Origin of the sequence: Moritella dasanensis ArB 0140 (assembly GCF_000276805.1) — a bacterium.
Classification (GTDB): domain Bacteria; phylum Pseudomonadota; class Gammaproteobacteria; order Enterobacterales; family Moritellaceae; genus Moritella; species Moritella dasanensis.
Window position 1 is genome coordinate 1 of sequence record NZ_AKXQ01000041.1, and the last position, 16,979, is coordinate 16,979.

The 16,979-nt window shown below is 41.8% G+C and carries 15 protein-coding genes, 4 tRNA genes and 1 pseudogene; 7 read left to right on the forward strand and 13 right to left on the reverse strand.

Annotated elements, in window-relative coordinates:
• Positions 1 to 2: 2 nt before the first annotated feature.
• The 4 genes from A923_RS0121175 to uvrY all read right to left on the reverse strand — a co-directional run bounded on the left by A923_RS0121175 (position 3) and on the right by uvrY (position 3,497).
• Positions 3 to 85 (reverse strand) — tRNA-Leu (locus A923_RS0121175).
• 226 nt (positions 86 to 311) lie between these two features.
• Positions 312 to 890 (reverse strand): CDP-diacylglycerol--glycerol-3-phosphate 3-phosphatidyltransferase, encoded by a 579-nt coding sequence (gene pgsA, locus A923_RS0121180; RefSeq protein ID WP_017223691.1) that lies wholly within the window; start codon positions 888 to 890, stop codon positions 312 to 314.
• A gap of 49 nt (positions 891 to 939) precedes the next feature.
• A complete protein-coding gene (uvrC, locus tag A923_RS0121185) occupies positions 940 to 2,817 on the reverse strand; it encodes an excinuclease ABC subunit UvrC (protein WP_017223692.1) in 1,878 nt (625 codons plus the stop codon).
• A gap of 35 nt (positions 2,818 to 2,852) precedes the next feature.
• Positions 2,853 to 3,497 carry a UvrY/SirA/GacA family response regulator transcription factor gene (gene uvrY, locus A923_RS0121190; protein ID WP_017223693.1) on the reverse strand — a complete coding sequence of 215 codons (645 nt, stop codon included), beginning with the start codon at positions 3,495 to 3,497 and terminating at the stop codon, positions 2,853 to 2,855.
• Between the two features lie 381 nt (positions 3,498 to 3,878).
• Here uvrY and A923_RS22830 point away from each other — a divergent pair, with 381 nt between their 5' ends.
• Positions 3,879 to 4,040 carry an oxidoreductase-like domain-containing protein gene (locus A923_RS22830; RefSeq protein ID WP_017223694.1) on the forward strand — a complete coding sequence of 54 codons (162 nt, stop codon included), beginning with the start codon at positions 3,879 to 3,881 and terminating at the stop codon, positions 4,038 to 4,040.
• 102 nt (positions 4,041 to 4,142) lie between these two features.
• Here A923_RS22830 and A923_RS0121200 read toward each other — a convergent pair.
• Positions 4,143 to 4,233: transfer RNA gene (locus A923_RS0121200), tRNA-Ser, on the reverse strand.
• 433 nt (positions 4,234 to 4,666) lie between these two features.
• Positions 4,667 to 4,757: transfer RNA gene (locus A923_RS0121205), tRNA-Ser, on the reverse strand.
• Between the two features lie 192 nt (positions 4,758 to 4,949).
• Here A923_RS0121205 and A923_RS0121210 point away from each other — a divergent pair.
• Positions 4,950 to 5,561 carry a glutaredoxin domain-containing protein gene (locus A923_RS0121210; protein WP_017223695.1) on the forward strand — a complete coding sequence of 204 codons (612 nt, stop codon included), beginning with the start codon at positions 4,950 to 4,952 and terminating at the stop codon, positions 5,559 to 5,561.
• A gap of 100 nt (positions 5,562 to 5,661) precedes the next feature.
• Here the strand turns inward: A923_RS0121210 and A923_RS0121215 are convergent.
• Positions 5,662 to 5,752: transfer RNA gene (locus A923_RS0121215), tRNA-Ser, on the reverse strand.
• A 191-nt stretch (positions 5,753 to 5,943) separates the two neighbouring features.
• Between A923_RS0121215 and A923_RS0121220 the strand changes: the two genes are divergently transcribed.
• Positions 5,944 to 6,606: a Bax inhibitor-1/YccA family protein gene (locus tag A923_RS0121220; RefSeq protein ID WP_017223696.1), complete on the forward strand. Its 663-nt coding sequence runs from the start codon at positions 5,944 to 5,946 to the stop codon at positions 6,604 to 6,606.
• 170 nt (positions 6,607 to 6,776) lie between these two features.
• Positions 6,777 to 7,106 carry a TusE/DsrC/DsvC family sulfur relay protein gene (locus A923_RS0121225; RefSeq protein WP_026006404.1) on the forward strand — a complete coding sequence of 110 codons (330 nt, stop codon included), beginning with the start codon at positions 6,777 to 6,779 and terminating at the stop codon, positions 7,104 to 7,106.
• A gap of 161 nt (positions 7,107 to 7,267) precedes the next feature.
• Here A923_RS0121225 and serS read toward each other — a convergent pair whose 3' ends face one another.
• From serS to lrp, 6 genes are all read right to left on the reverse strand, one after another.
• Positions 7,268 to 8,554: a serine--tRNA ligase gene (serS, locus tag A923_RS0121230; RefSeq protein WP_017223698.1), complete on the reverse strand. Its 1,287-nt coding sequence runs from the start codon at positions 8,552 to 8,554 to the stop codon at positions 7,268 to 7,270.
• Positions 8,555 to 8,698: 144 nt separating this feature from the next.
• Positions 8,699 to 9,082, reverse strand: a complete 384-nt coding sequence (gene crcB / locus A923_RS0121235) for a fluoride efflux transporter CrcB (RefSeq protein WP_017223699.1) — start codon at positions 9,080 to 9,082, stop codon at positions 8,699 to 8,701.
• A 44-nt stretch (positions 9,083 to 9,126) separates the two neighbouring features.
• A complete protein-coding gene (locus A923_RS0121240; protein WP_017223700.1) occupies positions 9,127 to 10,464 on the reverse strand; it encodes a replication-associated recombination protein A in 1,338 nt (445 codons plus the stop codon).
• Entirely contained in the window at positions 10,464 to 11,084 is a 621-nt protein-coding gene (gene lolA, locus A923_RS0121245) for an outer membrane lipoprotein periplasmic chaperone LolA (protein WP_017223701.1), read from the reverse strand. The genes A923_RS0121240 and lolA overlap by 1 nt, the downstream gene beginning before the upstream one ends.
• A gap of 3 nt (positions 11,085 to 11,087) precedes the next feature.
• A complete protein-coding gene (locus A923_RS0121250; protein ID WP_017223702.1) occupies positions 11,088 to 13,730 on the reverse strand; it encodes a DNA translocase FtsK in 2,643 nt (880 codons plus the stop codon).
• Between the two features lie 229 nt (positions 13,731 to 13,959).
• Positions 13,960 to 14,454, reverse strand: a complete 495-nt coding sequence (gene lrp / locus A923_RS0121260) for a leucine-responsive transcriptional regulator Lrp (RefSeq protein WP_017223704.1) — start codon at positions 14,452 to 14,454, stop codon at positions 13,960 to 13,962.
• 460 nt (positions 14,455 to 14,914) lie between these two features.
• Here lrp and trxB point away from each other — a divergent pair, with 460 nt between their 5' ends.
• The 3 genes and pseudogenes from trxB to A923_RS0121275 all read left to right on the forward strand — a co-directional run.
• Positions 14,915 to 15,871, forward strand: coding sequence for a thioredoxin-disulfide reductase (gene trxB, locus A923_RS0121265; protein ID WP_017223705.1), 957 nt, complete (start codon positions 14,915 to 14,917; stop codon positions 15,869 to 15,871).
• A gap of 110 nt (positions 15,872 to 15,981) precedes the next feature.
• Positions 15,982 to 16,728: a leucyl/phenylalanyl-tRNA--protein transferase gene (aat, locus tag A923_RS0121270; protein ID WP_017223706.1), complete on the forward strand. Its 747-nt coding sequence runs from the start codon at positions 15,982 to 15,984 to the stop codon at positions 16,726 to 16,728.
• A pseudogene (locus tag A923_RS0121275) lies at positions 16,721 to 16,979 on the forward strand (arginyltransferase); the annotation flags it as partial. The gene aat and the pseudogene A923_RS0121275, both read left to right, overlap by 8 nt.

Below are 16,979 nucleotides of genomic sequence, written 5' to 3' on the forward strand. Positions count from 1 at the left end.
GGTGCCCGAGGCCGGAATTGAACCGGCACGCCTATTAAGCGAGGGATTTTAAATCCCTTGTGTCTACCGATTTCACCACTCGGGCACTGAATTCTTTTCCATTTCATCGACGTCGTTTAGTTAAAACGTTGTAGACTCTATGTGCTGACGCATTCTACAGACCTAAAAGACAGAGTCAACACCCTTTTAATTGCATTGATTAAAACGTTTACGTTTCAACCTAAGCAGTTTGTTTTTTAGCTAAAAGGGGTTAAATATCACCGCAATAACGAGACCTTATCAAAATAGCATCTCGTTATTAGAAATGAAATTTAGTCTTCGCTCGTTAACTCGCCCCATGCAGCAGCAAAATACTGCACCATAGAAATAACCGTTAATACCATCGCGGCATAAAAAACGAGATAAGCAAGGTAAACCATCCAAGGGCCTTGTTGCCAAATGAAGCCACCGAGTGCCATCATTTGAAACGTGGTTTTCCACTTACCGGCACGACCAACAGCTACATTAGCACGCTTACCGAGATCAGCCATCCATTCACGTAACCCTGAAATAGCCAGTTCGCGGCCAATCATAATCAACGCCGGGATCATGACCCATAATGCACTGTGCTCACCAACGGTAGCAGCGATGCGGTCGTGATCACCTGCAATCATCACTAACGCTGTGATAACCATAATTTTATCTGCAACAGGATCGAGGAATGCGCCAAGCTTACTTGATACATCCCAACGTCTTGCTAAATAACCATCAAGGTAATCGGTTACGCCAGCAATAAAGAAGATCCAAGCGGCAATATAAAACGAATTTTCAATTGGTAAATAAAACGCGAGAACAAAAAAAGGAATTAAAATCACGCGAAACAAAGTTAAAATATTGGGTATGTTTTTCATTATTCTCATGCTTTTGAAATTGAAACCCCTATATAGTCCTATATCTTGCTTATTGATGCAATGAATCATAAATTTTTTCTGCCAAATCAATACTTATACCTGGTACTTTGGCAATTTCTTCCCTACTTGCACTACGTAATTGCTGTAAGCCGCCCATAAACTTAAGTAATACTTGGCGACGCTTCGGCCCCACCCCGGCAATATTTTCTAACGCACTGGTGCGTTTCACTTTATTCCGGCGGGCACGATGACCAGTAATGGCAAAGCGATGAGATTCATCACGAATATGCTGCACTAGGTGTAACGCCGGTGAATCACTGGGCAAATAAAATTCAGTATCAGGCACATTATCCAAGGCGCCCGACAAAATTAATGTCTCTAGACCTGCTTTACGGGTCACGCCTTTGGCAATACCAATAATTTTAGGCCGTTTAAGGGCAAAGTTATCAGCGTATTGAGTAAGTACCTGCTCCGCCTGTGTCATCTGACCTTTACCACCATCAATAAATAAAATATCCGGTATCTTATCCACTTCAATGGCCTTTTTGAAATGCCGTTCTAATACTTGCGCCATCGCGGCGTAATCATCGCCACCGGTAATACCACTGATATTAAAGAGTCGATAGTCGCTTTTATTTGGTCCATCTCGATTAAACACCACGCACGATGCCACTGTTTGCTCACCCCCCGTATGACTAATATCAAAACATTCCATACGTTGGATCTTACTATCAAAACTCAGTACTTTTTCTAACGCTTTAAAGCGATTAAGCACCGTACTTTTGGTCGCCAACTTAGTCGTTAATGCTGTTTCAGCGTTAGTAAGCGCCAACCTTAAAAACTTAGACCGATCGCCACGTTTGGGACTCGTTAACTTTATTTTACGACCCGCCAGTTGGCTTAGACTCGATTCAATCAGTTCATTATCTTCCGGTAATTCCGTCAAAATAACTTCTTTCGGGATCGCCTGCTGCGTTTCTTTATTCAGGTAATACTGTAATAAGAATGCTTGAATAACTTCATTATTATCGGTGTTAGCAGGCACCGTCGGAAAGTAACTCCGACTGCCAAAGACTTTGCCAGCGCGTACAAATAACAAATGCACACAAGCAATGCCATTTTTGAAGGCAAAACCAATGACATCCATTTCACCTAAGTCAGAGGTGACATATTGTTGTTCTTGAATGGTTCTTAATGCTTGAATTTGATCGCGATAGCGCGCCGCTTCTTCAAAGGCTAACTGCTGACTGGCGTTCTCCATCTTCATCACCAACTCATTAATGACATCGATATTTTTACCCTTCAAGAACAGCGCGGCAAGTGCGACCTGCTGATCATACTCGTCAGGATTATCCATCTTCACACAAGGCCCTAAACAGCGCTTGAGCTGGAACTGTAAGCACGGACGTGAGCGGTTTTGATAATAACTGTCTTCACACTGACGCACAGGAAAAAGTTTTTGCATTAAATGCAGACTTTCTCGCACTGCCCCACCACTGGGATAAGGCCCAAAATATTGCCCTTTACGCTTATTCCGCGTGCGGATAGACATTAACTGTGGATGTTTGTGATCGGTAATCAGAATATAAGGGTAAGACTTATCATCTCGCAGTGACACGTTGTAACGCGGCTGATAGCGCTTAATATAGGTATGCTCAAGTACTAAAGCTTCGGTTTCAGAATGCGTTACCGTGACATCGATATTAGCAATATGCGTTACCAGTACGCGCGTTTTTTCACGATCGACCGTGGTGCGAAAATAACTGGTTAAGCGTTTATGTAGATTTTTGGCTTTACCGACATAAATAACCACATCTTTATGGTCATACATACGATAAACACCTGGCTGGTGCGAGACGGTTTTTAAGAAGTCTTGATGATTGAATTGTTCTTTAGAAGGCATAAAATAAAAGACACCCGAAGGCATCTTTCTCAATTGAAATTAAGTAAAGTGATACTTAATTATAGTGTATCTGCATCTAAGATACCGTGTCGAATCGCTAAATGAGTCAGTTCAACATCACCATTGATATTAAGCTTACTGAATAAACGATAGCGATAAGCATTAACAGTCTTAGAGTTAAGGTGTAGTTGCTCTGCAATATCAACTACTTTTTGTCCTTTCGTGATCATCATCATGATTTGTAACTCACGTTCAGACAAACTTTGAAAAGGGCTTTCATCAGCAGATGAAAATTGGCTCAATGCCATTTGCTGTGCAATTTCAGGGGCGATATAACGCTGCCCACTGTGCACTTTACGAATTGCGCCTAATACCTCGTCTGGTGCTGCACTTTTAGTTAAATAACCGGCACCACCTGCTTGCATTACTTTGCTTGGGAAAGGTTCTTCCGTGTGTATCGTTAATACGATAATTTTAATATCAGGGTTATTTCGTAAAATTTTACGTGTCGCTTCTAATCCGCCAATACCTGGCATGTTCATGTCCATCAAGATCACATCAGGCTGATTGTCTCGACAAAATTGAACGGCATCCTCTCCGCATGAAACTTCACCCACGACTTTAATACCACGTACATCTTCAAGAATTCGGCGAATTCCGGTACGGACTAATTCGTGATCATCGACAAGGAATACATTAATCAAAAGAATATCTCCGCATACACATACATACAATTTCTAGAGAGCATAATACATTAGATGGTCTAAAATAGTTGTTATTTTTGCTCTCTCGCTAGCCATATAAGCTAATATACTTATACCAAATAATAATATCATATTATATATCAATAATTTAATAAGGTTATGACTTTAAACTTAAAATGCGGTGCAGTTGGCAAAATAACAAATAGTTACTAAGAAAGGCGAATATTTCGGTCACTCTATAATTACTTATAAATATATCTAAAGCACATATACATTTTTATCGCTGATATTATAGTAGCTTATTAATTAGTCAGCATTGCTTATTGCTTGGCGTTAGAAATATGTTACATTTTGTCTACAGTTAGTGAAAAGGACAAACCCATGGAAAAACCGCAACCACAGTTAATAGAAAAACCTTATCCACCCGCAGATGATGATTGCTGTGGCGGTGGCGCTTGCTGCCCTTGTGTTTGGGATCATTATTATGCACAACGTAAATTATGGAATGCACAACGTGCAGCGCTGATTGAAGTAACAGCATAGAGTCGATGGGATGTGACGAATCAGTTTAGAATTGAATAAATGGGGTAAATCCCAGATAGCAAAAAGGCGCTACCTTTGCAGATAGCGCCCTTTCTATATAGATGGCGGAGGAGGAGAGATTTGAACTCTCGAGGAGCTATTAACCCCTGCTGGTTTTCAAGACCAGTGCATTCGGCCACTCTGCCACCCCTCCGCAGCAATGGAGCGTATAATAGAGATATGACAGCCACTTGTAAAGTAAAAACCCAAAGCCTGTAAACTTCGCACAAAATAAAACCAACTTGATCAACTTCCTAGCGACACAACAAACCAAGTTCTTAAAAAACAGCGCATTCGTGAAGTCTATCCGCAAAGTATCGATGACAATCAGCTAAACTAAAAAGTACAAGTGCAGACATAGTTCAGACATAGTGCAGGTATAGTTCAGGTATAGTTCAGGTATAGTGCAGAAAGCGTTTTAGAATAGCTCAGAGAACAGCGCTAAGAATAGTGCTGAAAATAGTGCTGAAAATAGTGCTGAAAATAGTGCTGAAAATAGTGCTGGAACACAGTCCGCGTGGGTAAGAATAAAGCTGTAGATGCAAAAAAGGCGCTACCTTTTCAGATAGCGCCCTTCTCTATATAGATGGCGGAGGAGGAGAGATTTGAACTCTCGAGGAGCTATTAACCCCTGCTGGTTTTCAAGACCAGTGCATTCGGCCACTCTGCCACCCCTCCGCAGCAATGAGCGTATAATAGAGACATGGCGGTCACTTGTAAAGTTCAACACGTTAAAAAAGCGGTCAAACAGTTTAAGCGTTTAATTTTCACTCGCTTCGCACTGTAATCCGACGATCTAACACAGAGACCCGCAATCGAGGTCAGTATTAGCATTACGTAAGACACGTATTTATCACTAGAAGGTGCTCTATGGAAGAACAAGCTGTCAAAATTACGATCTATCGCTGGGCTGGTGATTGGGGACCTTTTCATATTAAGATCCCTTGTGGCGAATGCGCACTCACCAAAGATATTGTCTTGGATACCCTCAAAAATGAATTAGAGGGCATCCCGGTCGCACTTGAGATCAAAGACTGGTTAAATGAATGGTGGAAGCCACTACTTAAAGGCGGTTGGCATGCGCCGATTGTCATGGTTGCAGATAAGGTAATCAGTCAAGGTCGTGCATTAAACCGCGGTGTCTTAACCCAAGCCGTCATCGAAGCACATTCTCAACAAGTGCCCATCACTGGTCAGCATATTTTTGGTAAGCAAAACTGCCCACACTGCCAACGAGCGAAAACATACTTACAACAAGCGAATATTGAATACACCTATCATGATGTGATCACCAGCCCTCGCGCCCTTTATGAGATGATTTCGAGAGTAAAGCCGTTAATCGATCCGAAACAACCAGTGACTGTGCCGCAAATATGGATAGAGGGACATTATGTTGGTGGCGCAGATGAGTTAAGTCATATCGTAAATCAAGATGTCGAGGCAAATACAGAACGCGGGCAATGCTCGCTGTCTGAGAAGTGATGAGGGTTGTGAGAGGTAACAAAAGTTATAAAAAGTATTGAGAAAGACTAGAATGCAAAAAAGGCGCTACCTTTGCAAGTAGCGCCTTTCTCTATATAGATGGCGGAGGAGGAGAGATTTGAACTCTCGAGGAGCTATTAACCCCTGCTGGTTTTCAAGACCAGTGCATTCGGCCACTCTGCCACCCCTCCGCAGCAATGGAGCGTATAATACAGAATTTAAAAAAAAGATAAAGCGTTTTAAAAAATTAATCGTGTTTTTAAGTCAAAAGACTTGTTTTTAACTTAATTGACTATAAATTAACTACATCGTCATATTATGTCGGAACTTTAGGGTATACTAAGACTCTAACTCGCAGTGTTAATTATTAAGGAAAGACACAATGCAACAACATACGATTCAGACTAAGTCGCAAGAAAGCGTACTAGCGACTAATAAGGTACTTCGCAATACCTATATGCTATTAGCGATGACACTCGCGTTTTCAGCGATCATTGCAGCTGCAGTAGTTTCATTAAACTTACCTGCGCCTGGCTTAATCATTACCCTTGTCGGTGTATACGGTTTAATGTACTTAACAGAAAAGAACCGTAACAACTCAATGGGTATTCTATTTGTATTCCTATTCACTGGTTTCTTAGGCTACACCGTTGGTCCACTTATTAGCAGATACATCGGTGCTGGTATGGGTGACATTGTTGTATTAGCATTTGCTGGTACTGCATTTACTTTCTTTGGTTTGTCTGCATACGTGCTTACAACGAAGAAAGATATGTCTTTCCTAAGCGGCATGATGACGGCAGGTTTTGTGGTATTAATCGTTGCAATGGTTGGTAACATCTTCCTCCAAATTCCAGCACTTAGCTTGGCTATCAGCTCAATGTTCATCATGTTCTCATCAGGTGCTATCTTGATGCAAACAAGTTCGATCATTAAAGGTGGCGAAACGAGCTACATCTCTGCGACTGTAACTATCTTTGTATCTCTGTATAATATCTTTGTTAGCTTATTACAAATTTTAGGTATTATGAGCAGCGACGATTAATTTCGTTGTTAGCAAATATAGCGCCTTATTAGTTAACTCGCGTTAATTTAAATACGAGTCATGCAGAATAGATTTAAGTTATCGAGCTAAACAGTTAGACTATATTTATAAGTGAAAAGCCTCGTTTAACGAGGCTTTTTTTGTTTTCCCTTTACGATTAGTTTATGCCCATGTTAATGATCAACGAACAAGAAATCGCAACCGACAAACAAGGTTACCTACTTAACTCCGCAGATTGGAGCGAAGCACTCGCACCTATTATCGCCGCGCAAGAAAGCATAGAGCTAAGCCCTTCCCATTGGGAAGTCGTGCTGTTTGTACGTAACTTCTATCTGCAATACAATACTTCCCCGGCTATTCGTGCATTAGTAAAAGCGATGGCGAAAAAACTCGGTGAAGATAAAGGCAACAGTATTTATTTATACAAGCTGTTCCCAAAAGGCCCTGCAAAACAAGCCACCAAAATAGCCGGATTACCTAAACCGGCTAAATGCCTTTAAAGTCCACTTTAAAAGGTACTTGTAAGCGTCCTTATAAAAGCCCCTTTAATTAGTGCGCTAACAAACGCTAGAAACAAAAAGCCCCGCTTCGTTATCGTCATAACTAAGCGGGGCTTTTTGTTTTACTCGTCGATTTAACCAACCAATTCTAGCAGGTCAGATTAACCTAGGTGCGTTAGACCGCCCATGTAACCTTGCAGTACAGCAGGTACTTCAACACGACCGTCTTCTAACTGGTAGTTCTCTAAGATTGCTACTAGTGTACGACCTACTGCTAAACCAGAACCGTTTAGTGTATGCAACAGTACTGGTTTCTTGTTGTCTTTAAGACGCGTACGCGCTTGTAGACGACGCGCTTGGAAATCTTCACAGTTAGAGACTGAAGAAATTTCACGATATGTTTTTTGTGCTGGAACCCATACTTCTAAGTCATATGTTTTTGCAGCGCCAAAGCCCATATCACCAGTACACAATGTCACTACACGGTACGGTAAGTTAAGCTTGATTAAGATGTTTTCAGCATGCTGACGCATCTCTTCAAGTGCTTCGTATGATTTTTCAGGATGTGCTAATTGCACCATCTCTACTTTATCAAACTGGTGCTGACGGATAAGACCACGTGTATCACGACCGTATGAACCCGCTTCACTACGGAAACAAGGTGTGTGCGCCGTTAAGCGTACAGGTAGGTCAGCTTCATCAGTGATGGTATCACGTGCAGTATTTGTTACTGGCACTTCAGCAGTCGGGATCAGGCTTAGACCTTGGCCTTCTTCTGTTGCTGGTTTAGTGTGGAACAGATCTTCACCAAATTTAGGTAATTGACCAGTACCATACAACGAATCAGCGTTAACAAGATAAGGTACATATAATTCTGTATAACCATGCACGTCAGTGTGAGTATCAAGCATAAATTGCGCGATAGCACGGTGCATACGAGCAATTTGGCCACGCATAACGATGAAACGTGAACCGGTAATTTTAACTGCGTTTTTAAAATCTAGACCGCCAAGCGCTTCACCTACGTCAACGTGATCTTTAATTTCAAAATCGAATTCTTTTGGTTGACCCCAACGCTTCAATTCTACGTTGTCATCTTCATCTTTACCGATTGGTGCAGATGGATGCGGTAGGTTTGGTAGTGACATTGCAATCGCTTCGATTTGAGTTAATAACTCAGCAAGTTCAGCTTTTGCAGCGTCAAGTTCTTCGCCTAATTTACCAACTTCAGCTAATAGTGGCTGAATATCTTCACCACTTGCTTTAGCTTTACCAATGGATTTAGAACGTACGTTACGATCATTCTGTAATTGCTCTGTACGGATCTGTAATGCTTTACGCTGTTCTTCTAACGATTTAATCGTCTCAACGTCTAGTTCAAAACCACGGCTCGCTAAACGCTGTTTAGCTTCTTCTATGTCTGCGCGAAGAAATTTAGGATCTAACATTCTTTACCTACTCTGCTTGTTTTATTTCGACCGGAGTACTATTTCTTGCACTGGGTCAGAAATGTCTGTTGGTATTATTAACTGATATTATTTTAACGTGTATTTACACTTTCATCACGGTATTTATACTTTAAATACCGGTCTTTATGTTCGAAATACTAAGCGCATACCTAAATATGCAACAAAAATACACACGAACACGTTTAAAGACACATTTAGCCCTGCTTTTAGCCACTGACCATCTTGTAATAACAACAACGAATCCATCGAGAATGTCGAAAAGGTAGTCAATGCACCAAGGAAACCGAGGCCGATAAGTTGGCGCCAAGGTTCTGCAGCGATAATGTTATCATCAAGTAAAGCAAACAATACCCCCATTAATAACGAACCCAGGATGTTGACGATTAACGTACCGAATGGAAATCCTTTACCGAGTATTGTGGTGGCCGTTTGGGCAATGAACGTGCGTAATACTGCGCCGCTGGCACCACCAAGTGCAACAAAACCGTATAATGCTAAATTATTCATCTGTAATACTCTGATTCTTTATAGGTGAAAGTGATAAGTACTCGTTATTTGTAGCGTTTTCTTGGGCTGTTAATATCGAGTTGATGTAAGTAATCAAGTTTTTGCTTAATTTGTTTTTCAACGCCACGATCAACAGGATGGTATAATTTAAGGCCTTGCAATGCTTCCGGCATATAACACTCGCCCGGTGCATACGCCCCGACTTCATCATGGGCATAACGATAATCATCACCATAACCAAGATCTGACATTAACTTCGTCGGGGCATTACGTAAATGCATCGGCACATCAAAATCAGGTTGTTCTTGTACCATCATTTTAGCTTTTGAAAATGCGGTGTAAACCGAGTTACTCTTGGCTGCAGATGCAAGGTATACAATCGCTTGGGCAATCGCGCGTTCGCCTTCATAGGCACCCACACGACTAAAGCAGTCCCATGCAGACACTGCAACTTGCATCGCTCTTGGATCAGCATTGCCAATATCTTCAGAGGCAATGGCTAGTAAGCGGCGAGCCACGTGCAGTGGATCACAACCACCCGCTAGCATACGGGCAAACCAATATAATGCAGCATCCGGTGATGAACCACGAATCGATTTATGTAGCGCAGACATCAGGTCGTAATAAAGCTCACCTTTATTATCAAAGCTATTCACCTTGCGACCAACAACAGACATCAGTCTTTCGAGGGTAACAAGTTTGCCCTGTCCTTCGTCTTCAACCATGTCATTTAACAGTTCAAGGTAATTTAAGCTCTTTCTGGCATCGCCATCAACTAACTCACACAGTTTTTCTTTCACGCCAGGGACAAAGTTAAAGTTAACCTTGGCTAAACCACGGCTATCCGCTAATGCTTGATCGACAACTTGTTCGATTTCCTCTGCGGTTAACTTCTTCAGCACATACACACGGGCACGTGAGAGCAAAGCGTTGTTTAATTCAAATGACGGGTTTTCGGTCGTCGCGCCGATAAAGATGATGGTGCCATCTTCGATATGCGGTAAAAATGCGTCTTGCTGACTTTTATTAAAACGATGCACTTCATCGACAAATAAGATGGTGCGGAAACCTTGGATGGCATTATCTTTGGCTTTTTCTATCGCTAAACGAATATCTTTGATACCCGATGTAACCGCATGCACACGCTCAACTTTAGCATCACAATAATGGGCAATCATTTCGGCGATCGTGGTTTTACCTGTACCAGGTGGTCCCCACAGAATCATTGAATGGGCATGCCCCGCTAATAGCGCGCGGTGTAAGGGTTTGCCTTCACCAAGAATGTGCGTTTGGCCAATATATTGCGACATTTTTTGTGGTCGCATTCTGGCTGCTAGCGGTTGAAAATCAGGACTAAAATCAAGTGACATCGTATTATTCATTAGCGTTGGTCATCTATATCTGTATCTTCCGGGATAATAAAATTAAACAACGCAGGATCCATCTTGTTCATTGTCTTATGATTTGTTAGTGCAAACTGACTGTTTTGGCCTTGTTGCTCTTGTACCGAAAACTGGGATATTTCACCTTGTGCAAACTGTAAGGTAAAGATCGCTGCAGCCGGATCATTGGGGGTAATAACCGTATACACACCGGCTTGTTTGGTGACGCGATACGATTCCCATGACGCTTGCTGAGAACCTGCAATTAACATGAAGGGGGTATTAGCAATTGCATCTTTAAGTGAGTAAATACTAACTTGTTCAACAAATGGGTTATAAAACCACAGACTTTCACCATTCGATACGATCAATTGTTCATCCGGAGACGTCGTTTCCCAGCGGAATTGATTCGGACGTTGTAACTGCATCACGCCTTGTGCGGTATCTAGGTTATCACCCTCGGCCGACGTCACTGTTTGGGTAAAGTCAGCACTGAATGGTTTTAACTGAGTAAGTTGACTTTGTAATTCTTCTTTTACGCTTTGCGCGTGCGTTAGCATAGAGGCAGTCATTAGCACTGCCGTTACGATAATTTTTTTAAATGACATGTTATCTCTCATAAACTAATCCTTTGGTGGCGGTGGCGCCAATACTTCTCGATTACCGTTATGTCCCGGTGAACTCACAATGCCCTGCACTTCCATCTCTTCGACAATACGTGCTGCACGGTTATAACCGATTTTAAATTTACGTTGTACGCCTGATACAGAGCCTCGGCGCGTTTCTGTTACGTGGTATACGGCTTGATCAAATAACTCATCGACATCTGACGAGCCTTCTGCGACTTCACCTGGTAATAGGCTATCAGCCGTTGTTTCACCCTGTAAAATTTCTTCAATATAATCCGGCGCACCACGTAATTTCCAATCCGCGACCACACGGTGTACTTCATGGTCGTCAACAAATGCGCCATGCACACGAATCGGGACACTGGTGCCAGCAGGCTGATACAACATATCACCCATACCCAGCAGCGTTTCAGCACCGCCTTGATCAAGAATAGTACGTGAATCAATCTTACTTGATACTTGGAATGCAATACGTGTCGGGATATTCGCTTTAATCAGACCCGTGATCACATCAACTGAAGGACGCTGGGTTGCTAAGATTAAATGAATACCGGCAGCACGGGCTTTTTGGGCAATACGTGCAATTAATTCTTCAACTTTCTTACCGACAATCATCATCATGTCAGCAAACTCATCCACGACAACCACGATAGACGGCAGTTTAGTTAACGCAGGCGCTGTCGCATCCATACTGTCACCCGGTTTCCACAATGGATCGAGGATTGGCTGACCCGCATCAATAGCTTGTTGTATTTTACTGTTAAAACCAGCGAGATTACGCACACCAACCGCGGATAATAATTTATAACGACGTTCCATTTCACCCACACACCAACGCAACGCATTGGCGGCATCTTTCATGTCAGTAACAACTTCGGTTAATAAATGTGGGATACCTTCGTACACAGAAAGTTCCAACATTTTTGGATCGATCATGATCATGCGCACTTCTTCTGGCGATGCTTTATACAGCAAACTCATGATCATCACGTTCACACCAACCGATTTACCCGAGCCCGTGGTACCCGCGACCAGTAGATGTGGCATTTTAGCCAGATCAACCACCACAGAGTCACCGGCAATATCGTGGCCTAATACCATTGATGTTTTTGATTTAGCGTCCATAAATGATGGACTCGACATCACATCTTTCAGGAACACAGTTTCTCGGTATTTGTTCGGTAGCTCTAAGCCAATGACCGATTTACCAGGAATAACTTCAACAACACGCACACTCATGGCTGACAGTGAACGCGCTAAATCTTTCGATAATGCGGTGATCTTACTGACTTTAATACCCGGTGCTAAATCGAGTTCAAAACGAGTAATAACAGGCCCAGGATGGACATCGACCACTTTCGCTTTAATATTAAACTCGAGCAGTTTTTCTTCGACTAAACGCGCTACGTGATCGAGTTCTGCTTTTGATATCGGATTGGCTTTTTTATTGGGTTTATCTAATAACTCTAAACCGGGTAATAAGGCGACGGGTTTTTCTTTAAATTGTAACTGATTGGTTGAGACAACTTGGTCTCCGACAATTTCAAAGCCGTTACCAGTGCCGTTATTATTAATCTGGAATACTGGTGCCAGTGCCGGTTCATCTTGCTGATCGGCAACTTGCTCTAAACCTTGATCGACAGTCTGCTGATTTATATCAGCTGTATTAAAGCTACTTACATCAATCACATTGTTATGATTTACCTGAACGTCATTTTCAAACTCATCGTCTTGTGTCGTATCAATTGCTGAATCATTAAACTGAGTACGATCAAATTGAGCGTTATCAAATTGGCTGTTATCAAACTCGGGCATATCGAAAGCTGACATTGACGGTTCTTGTCGTGATGCCGCATTATCCACAGCAGTAAATGACATGTTAGTAACGTCATTATCTTCAGCAATGTATTCAGACTCTAATGGCAATGATACCTTGTTAGAATTGATTTGATGTTCATCATTTTCGACGTCGGCAACCTCTTCGCTCGCACCTTTAGCAGACCGTTTTTCAGTTAATTGTTTTATCTTATCAAGGCTAAATTGACCCGCGTTAATAGCGCTAGCGCCAAGCATATCGACAATAGTTAACCAAGAAATGCCCGTTAACAAGGTAAAACCAATGGCCACAAAACTCAATAAAATGAGCGTTGAGCCTAATACACCAAATAGTTCACTGATTGCTTGCTCGACAACATCACCAATTAAACCGCCCGATGAGAAATAATACAGATCATCAAAGTTAACCGATGCCAGCCCACACACACCAATAAGTAATAATAATGCGCCGATCATACGTAAACCGACGGTAAAAAAGTCGATTTCATCAAGCTGTCTTGGGCGCCAAAATATAAACCAAGCAAATGATACAAACGCCAGGGGTATCGCAAACGCATAAAGACCGAAGGTAAAAAACAACACATCTCCGGTCCATGCTCCTAATGAGCCAGCGGCATTTTTAACCGGACCTTGCCAGCTCGTTTGCGACCATGATGGGTCTGCAGGATCAAAAGTCACTAATGCAACCATTGCATAACAAGCAATAAAGGTAGAAAAAATGAATCCGACTTCGAAAACTCGCTGAATACCAGATAATGGCGCAAGGTATTTAGATGGAATGGCTAAATTAAATTTGTTCATCTTGATTTATGACTCTTGAAGGCGACGATGGTACGTTATCAATTATACCTAAGCTACTTCAAGATGCTATATCAGCAAACCGTAATAAGGTAGCTTGGGTATATGAGCTATCAACTTTAAATAAATGCTGGAAACAAAACAAGCGGCAATATGCCGCTTGTTAGATTATTTATCACTTTATTTGCGTTAATCGAAGATTACGCGAAAAGATTATGTCTAAAGAGTTAAATTAACGCGTTTTAATAACTAAACGGTTACTTTGTTTAACTTCTTCCATAACAACATAAGTACGTGTGTCGTTAACACCCGGTAAACGTAATAACGTTTCACCCAGTAAACGACGGTAAGCTGACATGTCGCATACACGTGTTTTTAATAAATAATCAAAATCGCCAGATACTAAATGACATTCTTGAATTTCTTCAAGTTCTTGAACAGCTTTGTTGAATTGCTCAAATACATCAGCAGCACCACGATTTAAGGTAATTTCAACAAAAACAAGCAATGAAGCATCCAGAAACTGTGGATTTAGAATTGCGGTGTAACCTGTAATATATCCTTGGCGTTCTAAGCGACGTACGCGCTCTAAACATGGCGTAGGGCTTAAACCTACACGTTTCGACAACTCTACATTGGAAATTCGGCCGTCTTTTTGTAATTCATTAAGAATATTACGGTCGATTCGATCTAGTTCCTTCATTGGTCGAGTTTTTACTTCCATCATTATTGTTTCCACCCTTTACGTCCCAGTAAAACTTTGTTTTTCAAATAATCCATTCATTTGAATACGCCATAGTTAGAAGCAACTTAAAGTGCTAGCTAAATTCTAACCAAGATTATAATAGCCTACAATAATTCAATTTACGAGGCTTATGTTACGTTTCACACTCTATAGAGAAACATAATATTTACAAAGACGCTGCTTGCATAACAATAGGCTAACATCGATGCTTTATGTAATAACCAGCGAAATAGACGTTTCGTTGGCTTAAACAGACATTAACAGAACATTAATTCCATTGAAAGGGCCGATATGCAAAATATATAGCTGAACCGTGGTTTTTACTATTTTTTCATTATTTTGCATTTTTATGCATTTTAAAATTATATTTTTACTCTACTATTTACCCAGCGCCACAAAGTTTTTACAATTGACCACAATTATTGGTATTAAAGGAATCGTAATGAGTAATATAAAGCACTGCCGTCTACTTATATTAGGCTCAGGTCCAGCTGGATACACCGCCGCTGTTTATGCTGCGCGCGCCAATCTAAACCCAGTACTCATCACTGGGATTCAACAAGGCGGTCAATTAACAACGACCACTGAAGTTGAAAACTGGCCGGGTGATGCAGAAGGTCTAACCGGCCCTGCACTCATGGAACGTATGAAAGAGCACGCAGAACGTTTTGAAACTGAAATCGTTTTTGATCATATCAATGATGTTGATTTATCAGTGCGCCCATTTAAGTTAAAAGGTAATGACGTAGAGTACACTTGTGATGCATTGATCATTTGTACTGGCGCATCGGCAAAATACCTTGGCCTACCTTCAGAAGAAGCATTCAAAGGCCGTGGCGTATCTGCTTGTGCGACCTGTGATGGTTTCTTCTATCGTAACCAAAAAGTAGCTGTTGTTGGTGGTGGTAATACCGCGGTTGAAGAAGCGCTTTACCTATCAAACATCGCTTCTGAAGTGCACTTAATTCACCGTCGTGAAGAATTCCGTAGTGAAAAGATCTTAACGAAGCGCTTACAAGAAAAAGTAGCGAACGGTAATATCACACTGCACCTAAACAAAACACTCGACGAAGTATTGGGTGATGACATGGGTGTAACCGGCGTTCGCGTTCGTGATACACGTACTGACGAAGCAAGTGAATTTGATGTAATGGGTGCCTTTATTGCTATTGGTCACCAACCAAACACAGACTTATTCATTGACCAACTAGACATGAAAGATGGCTACTTGAAAGTAAATTCAGGCACAGAAGGTTTCGCAACGCAAACCACTATCCCTGGTGTATTTGCGGCGGGTGACGTATCTGACCACATTTACCGTCAAGCGATTACGTCAGCAGGAACAGGCTGTATGGCTGCGTTAGATGCTGAACGTTTTCTTGATGGATTAGGCGATTAATCAGTCTATCCTGCTAAGGTGATACCCTATTTTTTCAAGATATTCAGGGTATCACCTTTTTCCAGACCTCAGCTTTTTCAAGCGCTAACCTTTTTCAAGATCCACTCTATATGCCAATCTATTTACCAGAACTGAATCATGACTTAACTTACTTCCCAGCAGTTAATACTGCATTAACCGATCCTGATGGTTTACTGGCGATGGGTGGCGATCTCAACCCGCAAAGACTAGTGAATGCTTACCAGCAGGGGATCTTCCCTTGGTTTGAAGACGACCAGCCGATTCTGTGGTGGTCACCCAGCCAGCGCATGGTATTAACGCCCGGTCAGATGCACATATCCCGTAGCTTACGTAAGTCTTTTCGGCGTCAAAATTTTACCCTGTCTATTAATAATGCCTTTGCAGAAGTGATTGAATCTTGCGCTGAACCGCGTGGCTATGCCAGTGATACCTGGATAACCGATACCATGCAAGATGCGTATTTACAGCTGCATGATATGGGCTTTGCCCACTCTATCGAAGTATGGCAGGACGGGCTATTAGTTGGCGGGTTATATGGTTTATATATTGGTGATATTTTCTGTGGTGAATCGATGTTCCATACCGTTACCGATGCGTCTAAAATTGCCTTTATCGGTTTGCAGCAACAACTCGCGCGTATTGGCTGTAAATTGATCGACTGCCAATTACATAATGAACACTTAGCGTCATTAGGGGCAACTGAAATTAGCCGCGAAAGCTTCATCACCCAGCTCAACAATCGAAACACCACAATCAAGCAGCACCAATGGCAGCCTCAAGCGCTTGTATTAGACTTAATAAGTAAGACCAATATAACGGGAGCACAATATGATTAAAGTCGCCTTAACGCCTCCCATGCCTTGCAGCTATCTAAAAGATCAACAAGAACAGATTTTCGTTGTTCAAGATGATGATTTACATAATCAAGCGGGTTATGAAGTGTTGCTGCTGAACGGTTTTCGTCGCAGCGGTAATGACGTCTATCGCCCGCATTGCCAACATTGTCAGGCATGCCAATCAATCCGTATTGATAGTACGCGGTTTAAACCAAGTAAAAGTCAGAAACGCTTACTGAACAAAAACAAAC

What these genes read in the sequence shown, in the direction of transcription:
- pgsA (WP_017223691.1), bottom strand. Translation starts at nt 890, where the DNA reads ATGAAAAACATACCCAATATTTTAACTTTGTTTCGCGTGATTTTAATT.
- uvrC (WP_017223692.1), bottom strand. Translation starts at nt 2,817, where the DNA reads ATGCCTTCGGGTGTCTTTTATTTTATGCCTTCTAAAGAACAATTCAAT.
- A923_RS22830 (WP_017223694.1), top strand. Translation starts at nt 3,879, where the DNA reads ATGGAAAAACCGCAACCACAGTTAATAGAAAAACCTTATCCACCCGCA.
- A923_RS0121210 (WP_017223695.1), top strand. Translation starts at nt 4,950, where the DNA reads ATGGAAGAACAAGCTGTCAAAATTACGATCTATCGCTGGGCTGGTGAT.
- A923_RS0121220 (WP_017223696.1), top strand. Translation starts at nt 5,944, where the DNA reads ATGCAACAACATACGATTCAGACTAAGTCGCAAGAAAGCGTACTAGCG.
- A923_RS0121225 (WP_026006404.1), top strand. Translation starts at nt 6,777, where the DNA reads ATGTTAATGATCAACGAACAAGAAATCGCAACCGACAAACAAGGTTAC.
- serS (WP_017223698.1), bottom strand. Translation starts at nt 8,554, where the DNA reads ATGTTAGATCCTAAATTTCTTCGCGCAGACATAGAAGAAGCTAAACAG.
- crcB (WP_017223699.1), bottom strand. Translation starts at nt 9,082, where the DNA reads ATGAATAATTTAGCATTATACGGTTTTGTTGCACTTGGTGGTGCCAGC.
- A923_RS0121240 (WP_017223700.1), bottom strand. Translation starts at nt 10,464, where the DNA reads ATGAATAATACGATGTCACTTGATTTTAGTCCTGATTTTCAACCGCTA.
- lolA (WP_017223701.1), bottom strand. Translation starts at nt 11,084, where the DNA reads ATGAGAGATAACATGTCATTTAAAAAAATTATCGTAACGGCAGTGCTA.
- A923_RS0121250 (WP_017223702.1), bottom strand. Translation starts at nt 13,730, where the DNA reads ATGAACAAATTTAATTTAGCCATTCCATCTAAATACCTTGCGCCATTA.
- lrp (WP_017223704.1), bottom strand. Translation starts at nt 14,454, where the DNA reads ATGATGGAAGTAAAAACTCGACCAATGAAGGAACTAGATCGAATCGAC.
- trxB (WP_017223705.1), top strand. Translation starts at nt 14,915, where the DNA reads ATGAGTAATATAAAGCACTGCCGTCTACTTATATTAGGCTCAGGTCCA.
- aat (WP_017223706.1), top strand. Translation starts at nt 15,982, where the DNA reads ATGCCAATCTATTTACCAGAACTGAATCATGACTTAACTTACTTCCCA.